Origin of the sequence: Paenibacillus sp. EKM10P, from assembly GCF_011800655.1 — a bacterium.
Lineage (GTDB): Bacteria > Bacillota > Bacilli > Paenibacillales > Paenibacillaceae > Paenibacillus > Paenibacillus polymyxa.
The window spans coordinates 538959-557048 of record NZ_JAALET010000003.1; the positions used below are offsets into that span (position 1 = coordinate 538959).

Annotated in this window: 17 protein-coding genes; 10 read left to right on the forward strand and 7 right to left on the reverse strand. The window is 45.3% G+C overall.

Going from position 1 to position 18090, the window contains the following annotated elements; all coding sequences use genetic code 11:
- Window positions 1-110 precede the first annotated feature (110 nt).
- From HFE01_RS11860 to HFE01_RS11870, 3 genes are all read left to right on the forward strand, one after another.
- Window positions 111-587, forward strand: a complete 477-nt coding sequence (locus HFE01_RS11860) for a DsrE/DsrF/DrsH-like family protein (protein ID WP_016822540.1) — start codon at window positions 111-113, stop codon at window positions 585-587.
- A 135-nt stretch (window positions 588-722) separates the two neighbouring features.
- Window positions 723-2231, forward strand: a complete 1509-nt coding sequence (locus tag HFE01_RS11865) for an aminotransferase class V-fold PLP-dependent enzyme (RefSeq protein ID WP_107733673.1) — start codon at window positions 723-725, stop codon at window positions 2229-2231.
- Window positions 2232-2312: 81 nt separating this feature from the next.
- Window positions 2313-2822 (forward strand): DUF1036 domain-containing protein, encoded by a 510-nt coding sequence (locus HFE01_RS11870; protein WP_016822538.1) that lies wholly within the window; start codon window positions 2313-2315, stop codon window positions 2820-2822.
- Between the two features lie 108 nt (window positions 2823-2930).
- Here the strand turns inward: HFE01_RS11870 and HFE01_RS11875 are convergent, their stop codons facing one another.
- Entirely contained in the window at window positions 2931-3983 is a 1053-nt protein-coding gene (locus HFE01_RS11875) for an LLM class flavin-dependent oxidoreductase (protein ID WP_107733672.1), read from the reverse strand.
- Between the two features lie 250 nt (window positions 3984-4233).
- On the opposite strand from HFE01_RS11875, the gene HFE01_RS11880 reads away from it, so the two are divergent.
- Window positions 4234-4989, forward strand: a complete 756-nt coding sequence (locus HFE01_RS11880) for an AIM24 family protein (protein ID WP_016822536.1) — start codon at window positions 4234-4236, stop codon at window positions 4987-4989.
- 120 nt (window positions 4990-5109) lie between these two features.
- Here HFE01_RS11880 and HFE01_RS11885 read toward each other — a convergent pair whose 3' ends face one another.
- Together HFE01_RS11885 and HFE01_RS11890 are read right to left on the reverse strand one after the other, a co-directional pair.
- Window positions 5110-5451 (reverse strand): zinc ribbon domain-containing protein YjdM, encoded by a 342-nt coding sequence (locus tag HFE01_RS11885; protein ID WP_090889137.1) that lies wholly within the window; start codon window positions 5449-5451, stop codon window positions 5110-5112.
- A 160-nt stretch (window positions 5452-5611) separates the two neighbouring features.
- Window positions 5612-6478 carry an SDR family oxidoreductase gene (locus HFE01_RS11890; protein ID WP_090889139.1) on the reverse strand — a complete coding sequence of 289 codons (867 nt, stop codon included), beginning with the start codon at window positions 6476-6478 and terminating at the stop codon, window positions 5612-5614.
- A 148-nt stretch (window positions 6479-6626) separates the two neighbouring features.
- On the opposite strand from HFE01_RS11890, the gene HFE01_RS11895 reads away from it, so the two are divergent.
- Window positions 6627-7520 carry a diacylglycerol/lipid kinase family protein gene (locus HFE01_RS11895; RefSeq protein WP_017426050.1) on the forward strand — a complete coding sequence of 298 codons (894 nt, stop codon included), beginning with the start codon at window positions 6627-6629 and terminating at the stop codon, window positions 7518-7520.
- A gap of 14 nt (window positions 7521-7534) precedes the next feature.
- On the opposite strand, the gene HFE01_RS11900 is transcribed toward HFE01_RS11895, so the two are convergent.
- Entirely contained in the window at window positions 7535-8077 is a 543-nt protein-coding gene (locus tag HFE01_RS11900) for a hypothetical protein (RefSeq protein WP_107733671.1), read from the reverse strand.
- A gap of 97 nt (window positions 8078-8174) precedes the next feature.
- Between HFE01_RS11900 and HFE01_RS11905 the strand changes: the two genes are divergently transcribed.
- Both HFE01_RS11905 and HFE01_RS11910 read left to right on the forward strand, forming a co-directional pair.
- A complete protein-coding gene (locus HFE01_RS11905; RefSeq protein ID WP_045244764.1) occupies window positions 8175-9089 on the forward strand; it encodes a phosphatidate cytidylyltransferase in 915 nt (304 codons plus the stop codon).
- A 115-nt stretch (window positions 9090-9204) separates the two neighbouring features.
- A complete protein-coding gene (locus tag HFE01_RS11910) occupies window positions 9205-9546 on the forward strand; it encodes a DUF3243 domain-containing protein (protein WP_013373818.1) in 342 nt (113 codons plus the stop codon).
- A gap of 139 nt (window positions 9547-9685) precedes the next feature.
- On the opposite strand, the gene HFE01_RS11915 is transcribed toward HFE01_RS11910, so the two are convergent.
- Both HFE01_RS11915 and HFE01_RS11920 read right to left on the reverse strand, forming a co-directional pair.
- Window positions 9686-11683, reverse strand: a complete 1998-nt coding sequence (locus HFE01_RS11915; protein WP_167437932.1) for a PTS fructose transporter subunit IIABC — start codon at window positions 11681-11683, stop codon at window positions 9686-9688.
- Window positions 11684-11852: 169 nt separating this feature from the next.
- Window positions 11853-13805 (reverse strand): BglG family transcription antiterminator, encoded by a 1953-nt coding sequence (locus HFE01_RS11920; RefSeq protein ID WP_107733669.1) that lies wholly within the window; start codon window positions 13803-13805, stop codon window positions 11853-11855.
- A 161-nt stretch (window positions 13806-13966) separates the two neighbouring features.
- On the opposite strand from HFE01_RS11920, the gene HFE01_RS11925 reads away from it, so the two are divergent.
- The gene (locus HFE01_RS11925; RefSeq protein ID WP_107733668.1) at window positions 13967-14851 is read left to right on the forward strand and encodes a GNAT family N-acetyltransferase; all 885 of its coding nucleotides are present in this window, start codon (window positions 13967-13969) and stop codon (window positions 14849-14851) included.
- Here HFE01_RS11925 and HFE01_RS11930 read toward each other — a convergent pair.
- Complete coding sequence (locus HFE01_RS11930; RefSeq protein WP_107733889.1) at window positions 14832-15389, reverse strand: GNAT family N-acetyltransferase; 558 nt, start codon at window positions 15387-15389, stop codon at window positions 14832-14834. The two genes, HFE01_RS11925 and HFE01_RS11930, sit on opposite strands and share 20 nt — an antisense overlap.
- A 247-nt stretch (window positions 15390-15636) precedes the next feature.
- On the opposite strand from HFE01_RS11930, the gene HFE01_RS11935 reads away from it, so the two are divergent.
- Entirely contained in the window at window positions 15637-16755 is a 1119-nt protein-coding gene (locus HFE01_RS11935) for an RDD family protein (RefSeq protein WP_107733667.1), read from the forward strand.
- 277 nt (window positions 16756-17032) lie between these two features.
- Window positions 17033-18028 carry a CdaR family transcriptional regulator gene (locus tag HFE01_RS11940; protein WP_049828229.1) on the forward strand — a complete coding sequence of 332 codons (996 nt, stop codon included), beginning with the start codon at window positions 17033-17035 and terminating at the stop codon, window positions 18026-18028.
- Window positions 18029-18090: the final 62 nt, after the last annotated feature.

Consider the following 18090-nt stretch of genomic DNA (forward strand, 5'->3'; position numbering starts at 1 on the left):
CTCTTGAATCCGACACATCTCCTACAATTGTGATCAATATGTGAACTGGGCATAGTTTTCCTTTCCAAATCCATACTGAATATATCTGTTGGTAATGGAGGCGGAAGATCGTGGACAAAAGGATGAATCTGCTGATGTTCAGCGGCGATTATGATAAAGCAATGGCCGGACTGATTTTGGCTAATACAGCTCGGGAGCTGGATGTCGAGGTTACGATGTTCTTTGCATTCTGGGGATTATCATTGGTTCGTGATCCCGATAAAATGACGCTTGAGGACAAGACCATTTACGAGAAACTTATGGATCTGGTGACTCCCAAGGGGCCTGAAGCTTTACCGCTATCCCATATGAATTTTAGCGGTCTGGGCAAGCTGATGCTGACGGAAATGCTGGAAGACAATGAGGCACCGAAGCTGATCCATTTCCTGAAAGGAGCCCGGAAGAAAAACGTCAAATTTTATGCCTGCAAGCTATCGGTGGATATTATGGGTTTTAAACCGGAAGAATTCATCCCTGAACTGGAAATTATCGAGGCAAAAACGTATCTAAAAGATGCGCTTGAGTCGGATATGCAGCTTTTTATCTAATATATCCTCATGCCTTATCCTGCTATTGGATGAGGCTTTTTATTTTGACTAAATGATGACATTCGCCTATTTTTTTTAACCTATTCCAGCCTCCCTACGTACCCTAAGAAGATAGAACGACTTGGGAGGCGCCGTATGCTCATGGCTCGAATCGGAAGTAGTAACTGTAGGTATCAGCCTTCTAACGAGGCTTATTTCCAAAAGTATCGCGAAAATACAATCGGTTATCACCAGACCTTTGAATCTCCATATGGGCTTAAAAAGCTGATTTATGCGGATTGGGCAGCCAGCGGTCGTTTGTATGGCCCCATCGAGTCGAAAATAGTTCATGAATTAGGTCCATTTGTGGCGAACACGCATACGGAGTCTAATTTGACAGGTACTCTAATGACCCAAGCCTATGAAAAAGCAAAACAAATCATTAAGAACCACGTTCATGCCAATGAACATGATATCATTCTATTCGCCGGGTCCGGGATGACAGGTGCGGTGAATAAGCTTCAGCGACTATTAGGATTGAAAATACATGAAAAATTAAAGCCCCTCTACCCCATCGCTGAAAAAGACCGTCCCGTTATTTTTGTTACACACATGGAGCATCATTCCAATCATATTTCCTGGGCAGAAACCATTGCAGACGTTGTGTGTCTTCCTCCAGGTCCTGGAGGAATGGTCGATCCAGCTCATCTCGAACGACTGCTGCTTCAATTTCAGCATCGCCCGATCAAGATTGGCGCTTTTACCGCCTGCTCCAATGTTACAGGGTTTGAAGTGCCGATTCACCAGTTATCCCGCAAAATGCATGAACATGGCGGCGTATGTTTCGTTGATTTTTCGGCAAGCGCACCTTATGCGGAGATCGACATGCACCCTACAGATCCCCTTGAGAAACTGGACGGAATTGTATTTTCCCCTCACAAATTCCTTGGTGGCCCCGGTACAAGCGGCGTTCTCATTATGGATTCGCGGCTGTGCCTCCATTGTGCTCCCGATCAACCCGGGGGCGGTACGGTGAGTTGGACCAATCCTTGGGGTGGATACGAGTATAAGGATAGTATTGAAGCACGCGAGGATGGAGGGACCCCTCCTTTTCTACAGGCTGTTCGAACCGCGCTCTGTATTCAGCTGAAGGAACAAATGGGATACAGCCGCATGTTGGAGCGTAAAAAGGAGCTGACCTCATTATTGCTAAAAGGCTTGGGCACCATACCAGGTCTGCATATTTTGGGAGGAAGCAGCCAAGATCGGCTGGGAATCGTTTCTTTCGTTGTCGGTCATATTCACTATAACCTGATTGTAAAACTACTAAATGATCGATTTGGCATTCAGGTCCGAGGCGGCTGTTCATGTGCAGGCCCCTATGGACATTATCTGCTGGGCATCGACCAGCAAGCATCTAAGCAAATGACAGACCTGATTCATGAGGGAGACTTATCTCGAAAGCCGGGCTGGGTGCGTCTGTCGCTTCATCCCATGATGACCAATCAGGAAGTCTCCTATATTGTCTCTTCCATACGGGCTATCGTGGAAAACATCATAACCTGGCAAAAAGATTATACCTATCAACCGGAATCAAACGAATGGCGATCTATGAATGAACATCACAAAATAGACATCAGCAAATGGTTCAACTTTAGCAATTAAAAGACTCTTGTCCGTTTCCTTCTTTCAAAATACTCATAAGCTACACTGTAAGATTACTATATGAGGAAAGAAGGGGCGACAATGGGTGTCAATTTTCGCAACAGCACCAATGCGGCTATCTTTCTAGTTTTTGCCTATCCGGACTTCAGCTGTACTCCTGTTAACTACTCTAAAGCAGGCTGGTTTCGTGTGAACCCCGGTCAAACGATTCAAGTATGGAGCGGCTTCGCCGGAGGTAATACGTTTTTCTATTATGCCGAAGATGACTTTGGACGTACATGGCGAGGTTCATACTTCACTCAAGTTCCTGAAAATGCCTTCGATTGGTGCTGGGATACAGGCTGTACCACTTGTAGAAACGTGGGACTGCGGAGAATTGCGGTTAGCCCGTTCGTCTTGAACTATACTATCGACTTTATAACAAGCAGCAGTCAAAGAAAACCTGCATCAACCACACTCCGCATGACGCTGCCTTCCAAAGCAACTCAAGAGAAACCTATCTTGCGCAGAGTTCCTGCAAAACCTAAGAGACTAAAACAAGGAAAGCCTCTCCTGCAAAGACGCATCACGCATAAAAAACGGACCAAATAAACAATGATCTGATTGGCCCCACCTGTACAGATTATTTAGAACCAAAAAAGGAGCGACCTCCTCACATGGTCTGCTCCTTTATCTTTCTCGATACTGAGGTCAATCCGCCTATTTGTTCTCGGATTCCCACTTTGATATCTCTTCACGCACCCGTGGCGCTACCTCTGTTCCCAATAATTCAATAGCTCTCATGACATCATCATGCGGCATCGTACCGACGGGCACATGCAATAGAAACCGTGTAATGCCTACCTGTTTACGGAGGTGAATGATTTTCTTGGCTACCGTATCAGGATCGCCCACATATAATGCTCCTTCAAAGCTGCGCGCGGCATCGAAGCTGGAACGAGTATAAGGACCCCAACCACGTTCACGCCCAAGCACATTCATGCTCTGCTGAGTGGAAGGGAAAAACTTATCCGCTGCAAGCTCGGTAGTCTCCGCGATAAAACCATGCGAGTGGGATGCAACTGGAAGCAGCGATGTATCATGACCTGCATGTTTAGCTGCCTTTTTGTACAACTCCACCAAGGGTGCAAACTGCATAGGGCTGCCTCCAATAATGGCAAGCACCAACGGCAATCCAAGCAAGCCCGCACGAACCACTGATTCCTGATTGCCTCCACTCCCAATCCATACAGGCAAAGGATTTTGCACCGGACGCGGGTACACGCCCAAATTGTTGATTGCGGGCCGATGTCCACCTTTCCAGGTCACTTTTTCGGATTCACGTATTTTCAATAACAGCTCCAGCTTTTCATCAAACAACTCATCGTAGTTATCCAGGTCGTATCCAAACAACGGGAACGATTCGATAAAAGAACCTCGGCCTGCCATAATCTCAGCTCGTCCATTCGAAATACTGTCCAGCGTAGCAAAGTCCTGAAACACACGCACCGGATCATCCGATGAAAGCACCGTAACCGCACTGGTTAGGCGAATTCGTTGGGTTTGTGCCGCAGCAGCAGCCAGTATAACAGCCGGAGCAGATGCTGCATAATCTTTACGATGATGCTCTCCCACGCCGTACACATCCAGTCCTACCTGATCAGCAAGTACAATTTCCTCGACCACTTCACGTATCCGTTGTGCGTGACTGATGACCTCACCGGTTTGGGGATCCGGTGTTGTTTCTACAAACGTGCTTATACCTATCTCCACTTATGCTACCCCCTATTGTATGTTTCATTTTTATTCGGCTGCTTCCAAAGTAAATCATTTTAAAAACCGATATCTTTATATTGAACCTTTTTCGCATCTTTTTCAAGCTCTCCTTTTCTGAGTCTGAAAATCAGGCGAGAGAAGTGCCGAGATCCACGCAGGAAAAGCAGTCTCTTTGTCGAATTTATGGTATGGAATAAATAAGATTTCCATCCCCACACCATGAAAACAACAAGGAGGCACATACATTATGGCTTTTGTCATTAATAATTTAAAGGATAACAGCAATGTTGCCATCACTGACCAATTAGGTGGATTTACGGTACTGGAATACATAACAGATTTGAGTTGCACCTCGGTTGCAGCTGCAAAAGACAATTACTATATGAGCAAAAGTAACATGCGCCGCAAGCAGCTCATGATCGAAATCAATAATAGTGAGATTATGATGAGGGCAGGTGCCATGCAGTATACTGTAGGCAGCATGGAAATGACTACCGGTGTAAAAGGCGTCGGAGGCTTAATGCGAAACTTGGTATCCGGTGCTGTAACGGGGACAGGTGCTATTAAACCGCATTATAAAGGCACGGGGACCATTATGCTGGAGCCTACCTACCAATATATTTGGCTCATTGATGTGGATAATGATGACATTGCCATCGAAGACGGATTGTTTTTAGCTTGCGACACCACGCTGGACATATCCGTCGTTGCACGCAGTAATCTTTCTTCTGCTGCACTGGGCGGAGAAGGGTTATTTAATTTAAGCGCCCGTGGAAAAGGAGTGCTGGCACTTCAAGCGCCGATCCCTTCTGATGAAGCGGTCGTTATAGAATTGCAAAATGATGTGCTCAAGGTGGATGGCAACTTTGCCCTTATGTGGTCCAACACCCTACAGTTCACCGTCGAAAAATCGGGAAAAACCAAAATGGGCTCGGCCGCTTCCGGCGAAGGGCTGGTTAATGTATACAGGGGAACCGGAACTGTATGGCTAGCACCACTATGACATCTATGTGGGCATGAGCATTGGAAGCCCAATGATGCCAAATGCTAGTAAAAAAGGAGAAGCCTCGGCTTCTCCTTTTTTTAATCCTCATGGAACTGAATAGTTTCTCTGCTGTACACTTTAATTCTTTTTGACAAACTCCGATTTTAGCTTCATTGCTCCAAAACCATCGATTTTGCAATCAATATTGTGATCGCCTTCCACCAAACGGATATTTTTTACTTTGGTGCCGATTTTCAAGACGGAAGAGCTTCCCTTCACTTTAAGGTCTTTAATGACCGTTACAGAGTCACCATCCTTTAGAATGTTACCATTCGCATCTTTGACGACTTTTACATCTTCACTGCTTACGGATTCTGACTCGGCAGACCACTCATGAGCGCATTCCGGGCAAATGAACAGAGTGCGGTCCTCATAGGTGTACTCTGAATTACACTCAGGACAGTTTGGCAAATTAGACATGGTATTATGTACTCCATTCATATATTTTTTCTATTCCAAGCCTACCTTGGCTTGGAGTTCCCTACAAGTATATTGGATAATCAGTCGCGGTTCCACTTATGAATGTAACTAAACAGATGCTAACCTTCCTAGGTAGCATCCGTTTTTGACAGTACGGTTATTATGCTTGAATTTGCTTGACTAGTTCACTAATCCCTTGGTTAAGCGGTGTAAGGGGACGCTTCAACAGCTTCTCTAAATCGTTGCTTGCGACATCCAAGGCTCCTTCGCGAATCGCCTGTTGAATGCCTACCACAATAGGGATGGCACCTTCCGGTACTCCCGCACCGAGCATAATCTCGGCATACGCAGCATCGTCCACTTGCTGTACAGGAACGTCTTTACCTAGGACCTCGGCAAGTATGGCTGCCAACTCTTCTTGGGTAATCGGCTTACCGGAGAGCTCGTATATGGTATTCTCATGCCCTTCGCCAGACAACACGGCTGCAGCCGCTTCCGCGTAATCAGCACGGGTTGCCCAGCCTACTTTACCGGACCCTGCCGAGGTTAGCCATGGAGCTCCTGCGAGTACGGATTGGATCGTGCCTGCTTCATTCTCAAGATACCAATTATTACGCAAGAAGGAATAAGGAATACCCGACTCACGTATGAACTCCTCCGTAATACGATGTACGGGTGCAAGGAATAGAGTGCTGTCAGCGGCATTGGCAGCACTGGTATACGCGATGAAGCCCACTCCCGCACGCACAGCAGCATCAACAGCCGCTTTATGCTGACGAATTCTAGTATCATTATCTCCATCTGCGGATATAATCAATAGTCGGTCTACACCAGCAAATGCCTGATCCAGCGTTTCCGGCTTATCAAAATCGCCATGACGAACGTCAACGCCACGATTACGTAACCCCTCGGCTTTTTCCGGATTTCTTACGCTAACAATAAGATCTTGTGCCGGAACGGATGCAAGCAATGTATCTACCACAATAGCCCCCAGCTGCCCCGTTGCTCCTGTTAATGCGATTTTCATACGAAATCCTCCATTCATATTTTTATTTACTTTTATATAGTAACTAAAAATATGATACATGTCTAATTTAGAGTCTAAAGGTATGCTTTACGGGTAAGGGTTGGTAACCCTGGTAACCCAGACCTTCCACAAAGAGAGGAATATGTGTATGAAGAAAGCTATGGTCATTGTAAATCCCTCTTCCGGCAAAGAGGAGTCCCTCCAACATGTCAGAAACGTAGAAGAAATTCTACGTGAGCAAGGATACGCTGTTACAGTCGAAGAGACGGCACAAGAACTTGATGCCACCCGTTTTTGCGTCACTGCTTGTCAGGAAACTTATGATTTAGTCGTTTCCCTCGGTGGAGATGGCACGCTCCACGAAACCATTAATGGTTTCATGGATCAAGACCATCGTCCAAAACTGGGGGTCATCCCTCTTGGGACGGTCAATGATTTTGCCCGTGCCTTACAAATTCCGCTAAGTCCCGAACTGGCGATCCGTACACTCACTTCTGCTCGCGTGAAAGCCGTAGATATGGGCCTCTTAAACGGTCGAATGTTTGCTAATGTTGTTGCCACTGGCTCGCTTGCCGAATCGCTATCCGCTGTGTCGTCAGACGATAAATCCATGTTTGGCACATTTGCCTACATTAAAGAAGGTATGAAAGAACTGATCAACCATCCTGCCCATCCGCTTATCGTTCGCTATGATGACAAGACTTGGGAAGGCGAATCCCCACTCTTTCTTGCTGCTTTAACCAACTCAGTTGGCGGATTTGAGAAACTGGTGCCCGGGGCAGCAGTTGATGATGGCCTGCTTCACTGCTTTATTTTCAAAAACCTCAATATATTGAATACGGTGACAGCCAGTATATCCTTATTTTTAGGCAACTTGAAGGATCATAAAGACGTCGTTTACTTTACCGCAAAGCATGTAAGTGTCAGCTCCGCAGAATCGGTCAGTACGAATGTAGATGGTGAGGAAGGACCGTCTTTGCCTATTGAGGTTCGTATTCTACCGCGTCATATCGAGGTGATTGTGCCTGAGGAGTCTGAGTAATACGGTGCTTATCCTCAGGCTTGAGGCTCATACTCGCTCAATTTTCCTTCGTAGATCAAATGGAATCGGTCACTTTGCCGAAAATCGTCTGGTGTGATAAGGGCAGGCAATTTGTTCCATATTTTTATGCCGGATCGCTGTAAAATTTCCGCGACGAATTGCGAACAAAAATAAGAATTACTGAACTCTATTGGTTCTTTGAGTGCAACGCCAATCAAGCCCAGTAAGTTATACATATATTTTTGTCGGCTTCGGATAAAAACGTGTAGAACTCTCTTCATTTTTTCGACTTCGCGATTGGTTACTTGAAGCTCGTAGATAACACATGTTGTATTCGGAAATCTGCTGTATGTACCTGTTTTAATATCCTCTTTCACGAAACCACCATCCAGAGGGTTACTGGGGGTCTTTCTCCCGAAGCTGTATAACTCCGAAAGTTCTCGGTCGAAGGAAATGGAGGCGTGATTGTATGGCGCTCTTGTATAGCTTTTAATGACTCTCGTAAGAAACGTTCCCGTATTCGTAAGCAAGATAAAAACGGACTGATCAGCTACCATTTACGAAATTTCCCCTTATCAAGTTTGAATTATTCCTTCATAATAACATAGGACCCCCTTCATGGAATCCTATTTTGCTATAAGTTGGTGAGTCACAATGGACAGCTCGTTATTCACGTTAACCCTCATTTGTATAGCCTTATTAATCATCCATCTGATTTATATAGTGGTAGCCAAAACACAGCCAAACAAAGACTATGCAGCTATTGGGCTTCGCATTAAGACCTGGTGGGGCATGTTCTTTATCTTTTGCCTGGCAACACTTTTCAATCCGATCGTTTCACTGCTTTCCTTGATGGTGCTTACTTTCTTTGCGTTAAAAGAATACTTCTCCATGATTAGATCTAGAAAAGCTGACCGCAGGTTATTTTTATGGGCATACTTGGCGATTCCTGTACAGTTTTATTGGATTTATATCGGGTGGTATGGAATGTTTATTGTCTTTATCCCTATCTATGTATTCTTGCTGCTGCCGCTCCCTCGATTGATCAATAAAGGAACCGTTGGTTTCTTGCGCAGTGTCAGCTCGACTCAATGGGGACTCATGCTGATGGTTTTTGGACTGAGTCACCTGGCATATTTTCAGTTTGCTACGCCGCAATACGGAGCGAAACTTGTACTTTTTCTAGTGGTACTGACACAACTCAATGATGTCGCACATTATCTGGCATCGCTCTATTTCGGCAAGCGGAAAATCGTCCCGACATCCAATCCCAATATAACTTGGGAAGGCTTTGCATTCGCTTTTCCCGTAACCATAGCGGCTTCCTATCTAATCTATCCGTACCTGACGCCGTTTGATCTGAAATTTGGGATTATTTTCGGCATGTTGATTAGCTTGAGCGGTTTCTTCGGGAGCTTAACGGTTTCCGTGCTGAAGCGAGATTTATTAATCGGTGATGATGATAAGTTCGATGCTTTGAAAAAAAGCTACTTAAGCCGGGTGGATAGCTTGACCTACACCTCGCCCGTCTTTTTTCACGTAATTCGTTATTTTTTCGACTTTATGTAGCAATTGTCTCCCGGCACTCCGCTTCTCACCGTTTTCATTTTAGTGAGCCGGGGTAAGTACTACTGTACCGCAAGCAGTCCTTATCCTAGAAAACAATCTTGAGGAGGCGTTAGAAATGGCAGAGCACAATCATGTTGTAAATAAGGAAGGCGAAGTGGCACTGAACAAAGTAGATGACGCGTTAAATCGGATAGACGACAGCAAAAAGGATGACATTTTGGGCAGCTTTGATTCATTCAAAAGTTATTTGAGCGACAAAATTGAAATGGCTCAAAAAATCGGCTTGAATGAAGAAGTGATGGCAAAAGCAGCTGAGAAGATCGCAGGCTATCTGGCAGCCAAGGAAGAACCGCGCAATAGCGAGGAGAAGCTTCTTCAGGAATTGTGGAAGGTAGGGGACAAAGAGCAGCAGCACGCGCTTGCTCATATGCTCGTACGCGTGGCTCAATCCTCGTAGAAATATTTAATTGATGAAAAACAATATTTTACTATAAAGGAGCAGTCTATCCTTGAATGAGGATAGACTGCTTTTGCGTTTACTATCGTTGCAGCGCGTTCCGTTAGGGATTACAATATGTTCTGCTTAGCGTATGGAATTAATGTACCTGGGACAACAATTCATATGCATCTTCCTTGGTAGTAACCGCCAGAAGTGCTTCTCTGAAATGATCGTCCATCAGCTTACGAGACAGCATTTGCAGCACCTTCAGATGTGCATTGTCCTTGCTATTACGCGGAACAGCAATCATGAAGATTAGTTTCGCTTCACTGCCGTCCAAGCTTTTCCAGTCCACTCCACTCCGCTTCAATCCAAAGACCACGCTTGGCTTCAGTACAGCTTCCGATTTACCGTGAGGGATGGCAATATTCATTCCAATGCCTGTGGAGCTTTCCTTCTCTCGGTCCAATATGGCCTGTTTAAAACCACTGGCAGAACTTACGGCTCCATTTCTCTCAAGTATTCCGATCATTTCATCAATCACGGCATCCTGTGTCGTTCCTTCCAGATCCAGATCAATCAGATCCATCGTTACAATATCTGTCAACTTCTCAATGTGAATGGCTTGCGAAGATACGGCTGGATCGTTATTTGCAGTTGCTACAGCTGATGACTCGGCGGCAGTCGTAGTCATCATGGATTGTTCCGTTACTGCGGCAGAATCCCCAGATGTCTCTTCTCCAGCAACAGCTGGATTTGCAGTTGCAATATCTCTTTTCAGCAGACTCACCAGGATGACCGACACAGCTACGCCGACAATAACGGCAATGAAGAACATCAATACATTGTCCACTGCACCAAGGACGGCTACGATCGGTCCACCATGAGCTACCTTATCTCCTACATTTCCCAACATCGCAATGACTGAACCGACCATAGACCCTGCCATGATACTAGGAATAACACGCAATGGATCTTGTGCAGCGAAGGGAATCGCTCCTTCAGTAATACCGAATAGTCCCATCGTGAATGTCGCCTTTCCAGCCTCGCGTTCTGCTGGTGCAAATTTACGCTTGTTGATCATTGCTGCAAGTCCCATTCCAATCGGTGGAATACAAATCGCAACGGCGATCGGTCCCATAATTTCGTAATTCCCTTCACCAATCATGGCCGAGCCAAATAAAAATGCGACTTTATTGACTGGACCACCCATATCAAAGGAGATCATCGCACCTAAAATCAGTGCCAATAAAATTGAACTTGTACCTTGCATACCTGCAAGCCAACCCGTTAAAGCTTCAAACAATTGTGCGACTGGAGAACCGATGATAAAGACAAAGATTAACCCTACAATTAAGGATGACAACACAGGGATAATAATAATAGGCATGATCGGCTGTAATGCTCGCCCAACCTTCAATTTCCGAATACCCAGTGCAACATAACCCGCCAGGAAACCAGCGATAATTCCGCCGATAAATCCGGCTCCCGCCTCACTTCCATAAAAACTGCCGTTCGCAGCAATGAATCCGCCAACCATACCCGGTGCAAGCCCCGGTCTATCCGCAATACTCATCGCGATGAACCCAGCGAGGATGGGTATCATAAAGGTAAATGAAGCCGAACCGATATCCTGAACCGTCTTCCAAAATGAACCGTCCGGTATAACCAGACCGCCCGGTGTCTTCTCACCGCCAATCGTCAACGCAATGGCAATGAGCAATCCTCCAATTACGATAAAGGGTACCATATAAGATACACCATTCATCAAGTGGCGATAGATAGGATTTTGCTTCGGTTTATTCTCCTGTGAGCTAGCTTCGGAGGTACGTGACTCTGCCTGGTACACAGGCACATTCCCCTTCATCACCCGCTGGATCAATTCTTCCGGACGGCGAATCCCATCCTGTACTCCAACGACCAGCAGTTTCTTGCCGACGAAGCGGTCTTTGACCACCGTCTTATCCGCTGCAATAATAATGCCATCCGCTTCACGGATCTCCTGCTCAGTTAGTTGATTTTCTACCCCAATGGAGCCTTGTGTCTCGACCTTCATCTCGATACCCAGCTTGGCTGCTGCCTTTTGCAGATTCTCAGCTGCCATATACGTATGTGCAATTCCGTTAGGACATGAGGTAATCGCTAATATCTTCATAGTCATTCCCCTTCTCTCTGGTGTTTCCGCTTACATTGATAGTATAACCGCCTTTTTTGCTGTTATCGGGCGAACTTTTTACCGGAACTTTCGGAAAAATAGAATAATACGGACAAAAAAACAGGACTTATCTATAAGTCCTGCTCCAAAGCATGGCTTTTAATTTAGTCTATCCCTTTAGCTTCCCTAATAGTCTCATCGCATCGGTCTCCTTGGATAAAGCATGAACTAGAGCTGGCTGCTCACTGATTAGGGACAACTCCTTAAATAACTGCCGCATTTCTTCCCGCCCATCCTGTTTTACCGCAAGCAAGAACACAAGCTCCACTTTCTCGGTTCCCCAAGTAAGTGGCTTCTTTAAAGTAGCGACTACAATGGCGGACTGCCTTATCCACTCTGAGCCGCCATGCGGGATGGCTATGCCTCCCCCGATCGTCGTAGCCGACATTTTCTCTCGCGCCAATACGCTGTCCACATAACCTGTTTCCACATATCCTTTGTCCTCCAGTATTTGCGCCAGCTTGGAAATCAATTGTTCGGGACGCTGCACTTCTTGCTGGGGAAAGACTAAAAAAGGTGTTGTGTACTTAAAAAATACAGATTCATCTGCGACTCTAGGTTCCGGCTCATCCATTCGTCTGATCACTTGCTCCAGTTGACGCTCATCCTTGGCATCTAGCAATGGAGAGACGAGAATATGCGGAACACTAAGCTCTGGAAGATCCACGGTTGTAATGATCAGATCCACCTCCCGGGTTGCGAGATAGTCCTGGACTTCTGCCTTCGAAAGAGTTGTCTCCACATGTACAGCCGGAAACTTACGTTCCACCTTTGTGCGCAATAGCTGGGACATACCAATGCCCATGTGACACACGATAATGGCCCTCTGAGGATGACTTTCTTTCTGGTGAAGTCGCTCCACAGAAGCCTGAAAATGTAGCGTTAAATACGCCGCTTCCTCCTCGGGGAACGATAACCGAACCAAATTCCCTACCTCTTCCAGCGTAATAATAACCCGGTCGAACATGTAAGGGTACATCTTCTTGATCTCAGTCAGCATAGGATTAGACACCGTCAACCCATATTGAAGCCGATTCAGGGTCGTATATAAATGGACTTTCAACCCTTTCAGCAACATCTTATCCTTGGAAAAGTCAATCATATTCAGCTCCGACATCCGCCGGACTAACTGCTCAATCAGTTTAGGCAAAAGCGGATGGCTGTCTGCCAGATCGCTGTGTTTCCCCTTGCTATCCTCCTGCTGATAACGAAACTTTCCGCCCAGCAAATGCAGGGTTAGATAGGCCGTTTCTTCCTTGGAAAAAGGTACGGAAAACAGCTTTTGCAGCTGCCGTAAAAACGCAGTAGCCCATGTAAACTCAACCTTCTCCTGCAAAAAGGCAATGTCTTGTTCGGAGAGAGAAATGGGCTGTCCCAGCTTGGTTCGTTTGACCATTAAGAGAATATGGAGCATGAGACCCTCAAAGGCTTCATCCGTAAAGCTGAGTTCATGATGCTTTTGAAATACTTTTAATTCATGATGGATGGTGGCAATCTCGTGTGGCTCAAACTGCTTGCGCATCATCTGTCCCGTCAACTCAGGACTATCAATCAGCTGATTCATCCGTGCCAAAGCGATCCGCTTGTTTTTCTCAGTGCCTTGAATGGTCAAGCCTACGCGCTGCTTGGTAATCAAGGCAAGATCAAAGCTGTGCAGCCAGTCATCAATCTTTTCCATATCTCTACGGATCACCGTCTTGTTCACATAATACTGAGAGGCCAGATCTTGTATCGTTACAGGCTTGGCATCCATCAAGAGCCGATAGGCGAGATGCAGCACCCTCTCCTCATCCGATTCATGCTGGGCTGTACTATCGCCTGCATACAGCCGGTGAAATAAATCAGCCTGCTCCGCTTCACTGATCTCCAAATAAATGCCACGTCCCGGTCTTCTCACCAGATTGGCATTGGAGTGCTTGACTAGATATTCTTCAATTACTTTTAGATCGTTTCGAATCGTCTTTTCTGAGCAATCCGTTTGATCGGCCAGATCCTGCACTAACCACAGTCGGTTCGATTCAGTTAACAACTTGCGGAAAATTTCTACTTGCCTTTTGTTCATTCCAATCTCCTATCTTCCAAAATAAAGAATGTCCAGGCATACCGGGTTATATTTTGTTAGCCTTATATTAGCTTATCGATATACTCATTGTAACCCTACAGCAACATACGGAGTGTATAATAAGACAATCCCAATATACTGGATTTTCAGGAGGAAGAACAGTGATCACCTATTTGAGATGCAATGAAGTCAGCATGGAGCACATTTTCCAGGCATTTTCGCTCGGATTCTCAGACTATTCCATTCGCCTGACCATGGAACAGGACGATTTCGCGGCACGTTTTTTCGGTCCAGAGGGTAATTCACGGAGCCACTCTTTCCTTGCCATGGATGAAGATCAGCCAATTGGCTTAATTCTCGGCGGTATCCGGCAGTTTGACGGGTGCCAGACCATGCGTTGCGGTACGCTATGCATCGGTCCAGCTTACCGTGGCCAGGGTATTAGCAACAGGTTGCTCGAATTGCATAAACAAACGGCCATCTCCGCGGGCTGCCAGCAGCTATGGCTCGAAGTCATCAGAGATAATCACCGAGCTGTCCAATTCTATAAAAGGCACGGCTATCAGGCACGCTATACGCTGAAATATTATAACGCTATGCTCCCATCGGTCTCTCCCGCTCCTTCATCTTCGTACACTCTTAAAAAACTTATGTTTGATGATGTCGCAGATTTCCGTACAACCCTCACCGACTGTCACATCCATTGGCAAAGTGACACACCTTATTACGCCAACAGCACACAAGAAGTTTTTCTCGGCATCTATGCAGTCGATCACACCCGACTCGGCATGATTGCTATGGGTGCTCAAGGTAAAATCAACTTTCTTTGGGTCGATCCCAAACATCGAAACCAAGGCCTTGGACGTACCCTACTTCATAAAGCGGCAGAAACCCAAAAGGCCGAGAAGGTATATATCTGCCTGTCCGACAATAACTCTCTTGAAGGCTTTATCCAAAAAACAGGCTTCTCGAAGGACCCTATTGAGCAATATGAAATGTGTATACCCCTTGATCCAACTACTTCTCTCATTTCTGAGAACGATTGATATATTCTGATTTAACGAGTGCGCACATGCAAAGATCATCATATTTCCCGGATGTAAATTCATACTGGGACAGGATTCCTTCCTGCCGAAAGCCTGCTTTTTCAAGCAAACGCAAGGATTGTGTATTCTCCGGCTCTACTAGCGCCTGAATGCGGTTCAACGGTAGGGTATGAAATCCATAGTCGATTACAGCTGCAAGTACCTCTGACATTAACCCTTTGCCCCAATAGGCTCTGGACAATTCATAACCCATTTCTGCTCGGTGATGACGTTGATCCCAGTTATGAAATCCGCAAGAACCGATGATTTTACCTTCCTTCGTTTGAAGAGCCCAGCGGATTCCCTGGTCTGTCTCCAAAATCCGATCATACCAACGGATCTCATCCAGTGCCTCCTGTTCAGACTCAAATGGGCTCAGCCCGTAAAACTTCATCACCTGCTCATCTGAAAAGTATTCAAACATATCCTTGCTGTCCGTCGCTACCATTTTTCGTAATACAAGACGTTCGGTTGTTATAACCGGAAACTCACGTTTCATATTCTCACCGCCTTCTCCGTTGTTCACTTTCGCAAGCTTTTCCTTGCATACCTATGCCGCTAAGTTCAATATTCGATGATCATTACTTTCTTCTTCCAATTATAATGTAAATGAAAGAATACCTCTAAAGGGATATTTATAATTAGTTCTTTGTTTATAGAATGTTTTCCTAATCATGGATGATAAAAAGACCGTTATATAAGGAGTGTGTTTTTAAATTATGGATTATTAAAATGAGGTGTACGATTTGGAAGACCAGCACATACCACAGAATTCACAAGTAGCAGCAAGAGAGAAGTACATTCGGCATGGGCAAAACTATGGGGAAACAAACAGAATGGCCGAAATATCAAAAACCTACGGTTCGTCTATTTTGTTTAGACGTTGGGGAGCAACCCTTTTTGATTTTATATTTTTTATAATCGGGTATATTTGTTTCTTTATCTCAGTCATTCAGATAACAGACAGATGGTTGTTGCCCTTAGCGATTGCTTCCCGTTGCATTCTGATTATAGCTTTCTTCTGCTATTATTTGCTCTTGGAAGGTTACACAGGCTATACGCTTGGCAAATTCGTTTTTCGTATTAAGGTGGTTACCGGAGAAGGAAGACCTCCTGGTTTTCTTAAATCACTCATTCGTACGCTGCTCAGGTTAATAGACACCAATCCATTGCTAATGGGTTCACTACCTGCTGGTATCAGCGTGTTAGTAACTGCCTCTAGACAACGAATTGGTGATTTAGCTGCAGGTACATATGTGGTAAAGGTGCGGGACATGGAGCCGATTAGCAAAAGGACAATGAGACGGTCGCTCTTCATATTTTTTACCGCAATGGTGATCTTGGGAGCCTCGTTTGTAAATGCTATTTTTGTACTGGCAAACAGTTACAAGTCCAGTGAAGCTCCGGTAAGCAAGCAGGAGCAGAGTTTTGTAAGTAGAGATGGACATGTTCAGATCTCCGCTCCGTTAGATTGGTCAACAGACCCGGACCGGGAAGGAAAAGCAGATATTGCGATATTCAATCCCTACATTGAAAAGTCTGTTATCGTACGATCCAATTCGAAGGAGAAATTGGGTAATGTAACGCGCCAGTACTACACAAAGAAAATTCAAAACAACATGACCAAAGAGTTTAATCTCTCTACGGTAGGACCTTCATCCAACACCACGATTCAAGGATATCCTGCCACTCAGTTCACGATTAAAGGGCAGAAAGATATAAACCATTATGTCACCCATGTAGCCATTATTGAGACTGATAATAATTTCTACCAGATCATCGGGTATACGCCTGCATCAAAATATAGCCGTTTAAAGAAAGAAATTCATGATATTACCTATAGCTTTCGTGAGGTTCGACCTTAGACAGCGTGACGGACCAGGACGAATAATGAAAGAATAAGACGCAAAAGACAGGTGCTCCTCGGAGCCCTGTTTTTTCGCATACAACTATTCTTGATATCTATGATAAAATAGGCTGACATGTTCGGCGCCCTGTTTTATTATATTGTTCAGATGCACAACGATTTGAAAGCCCTTTCAATTAATGTGATACAGTAAAACACCTTACATCACTAGATAAAGGAGGAATCCTGATCTGTTTCCGCTCTCCGAAAGACAAGCCCAAGACATCGTAGACAAAATGATGAAGGATATTCCATACAATATCAATATTATGAATGAACGAGGCATCATCATTGGCAGCGGCGAGAGTGAACGAATCGGAACCATTCACCAAGGGGCTGTTCAGGCGCTCGAAACCGGGAAAATGATTGAAGTGTGGCAGGACGGACATTACGAGAAAAAAGGAACCAATGAACCGATAGTCATTCATCATGAGCTAGTTGGTGTCATTGGTATTTCAGGCAATCCTGACGAAGTTCGTCCTTTTTGCAACATTGTTAAAACTACGGTGTCTCTCCTGATTGAACAGCGTATTTCCTTGGAGCACTTGGCCCATGAGGCCAACCGCAAAAAATCCGTACTGGAAATGCTGTTAAATCATCAGGGAGCCTATACCCAAAAAATAAAAAAAGAAGCTGCTCAATATCACATTGATTTGCTTCTCAAAACTTCGGCCGTATATGTAAAGCATCTTCCTTCCGATCCTGCTCATTTCGCCGAATTATCCAATATATTCATGCAGCATCCATCCTTTCGTATGGAGGAAGACAGTTATCTCATCCTGATGCAAAATCAGGAACCAACGACCAAGCTACTGGAACCACTTGTACGCAGCCATCCTGATGTGCTGATTGCCATCAGCAGACAAGAGCACAGCATTGCGGATGTTTATATGCAAGCCAAGTCCGCTATGAATGTTGTACTAGCTCTGCGTCCACCTGTGCAGATTGTCTCTTTTGCAGAAGTCGAATTCTTGGTCAAATTAAGCCAAACCAACCTGACTAACACAATCCACCTGGTCAGCAAGCTGGAAGATACCGTGGATTTGCTGGATACGCTGCGGAGCTTTATTAATCATAATGGCAGTGTCTCCTTCACCGCAGATGAATTAAACATTCACCGGAATACACTGCAATACCGTTTGAAGCGCATCCATACCTTAACTGGCAAAGATCCCCGGAATCTCCTTCAGCTTTTTGAACTTACGCACGGCTTATTGGCGCTGTATCAATGAACAACCGGATCACGCCAGAACATGCTGCGATAGTTCTCGCTCGCCGTCACTCCCGAATTTCT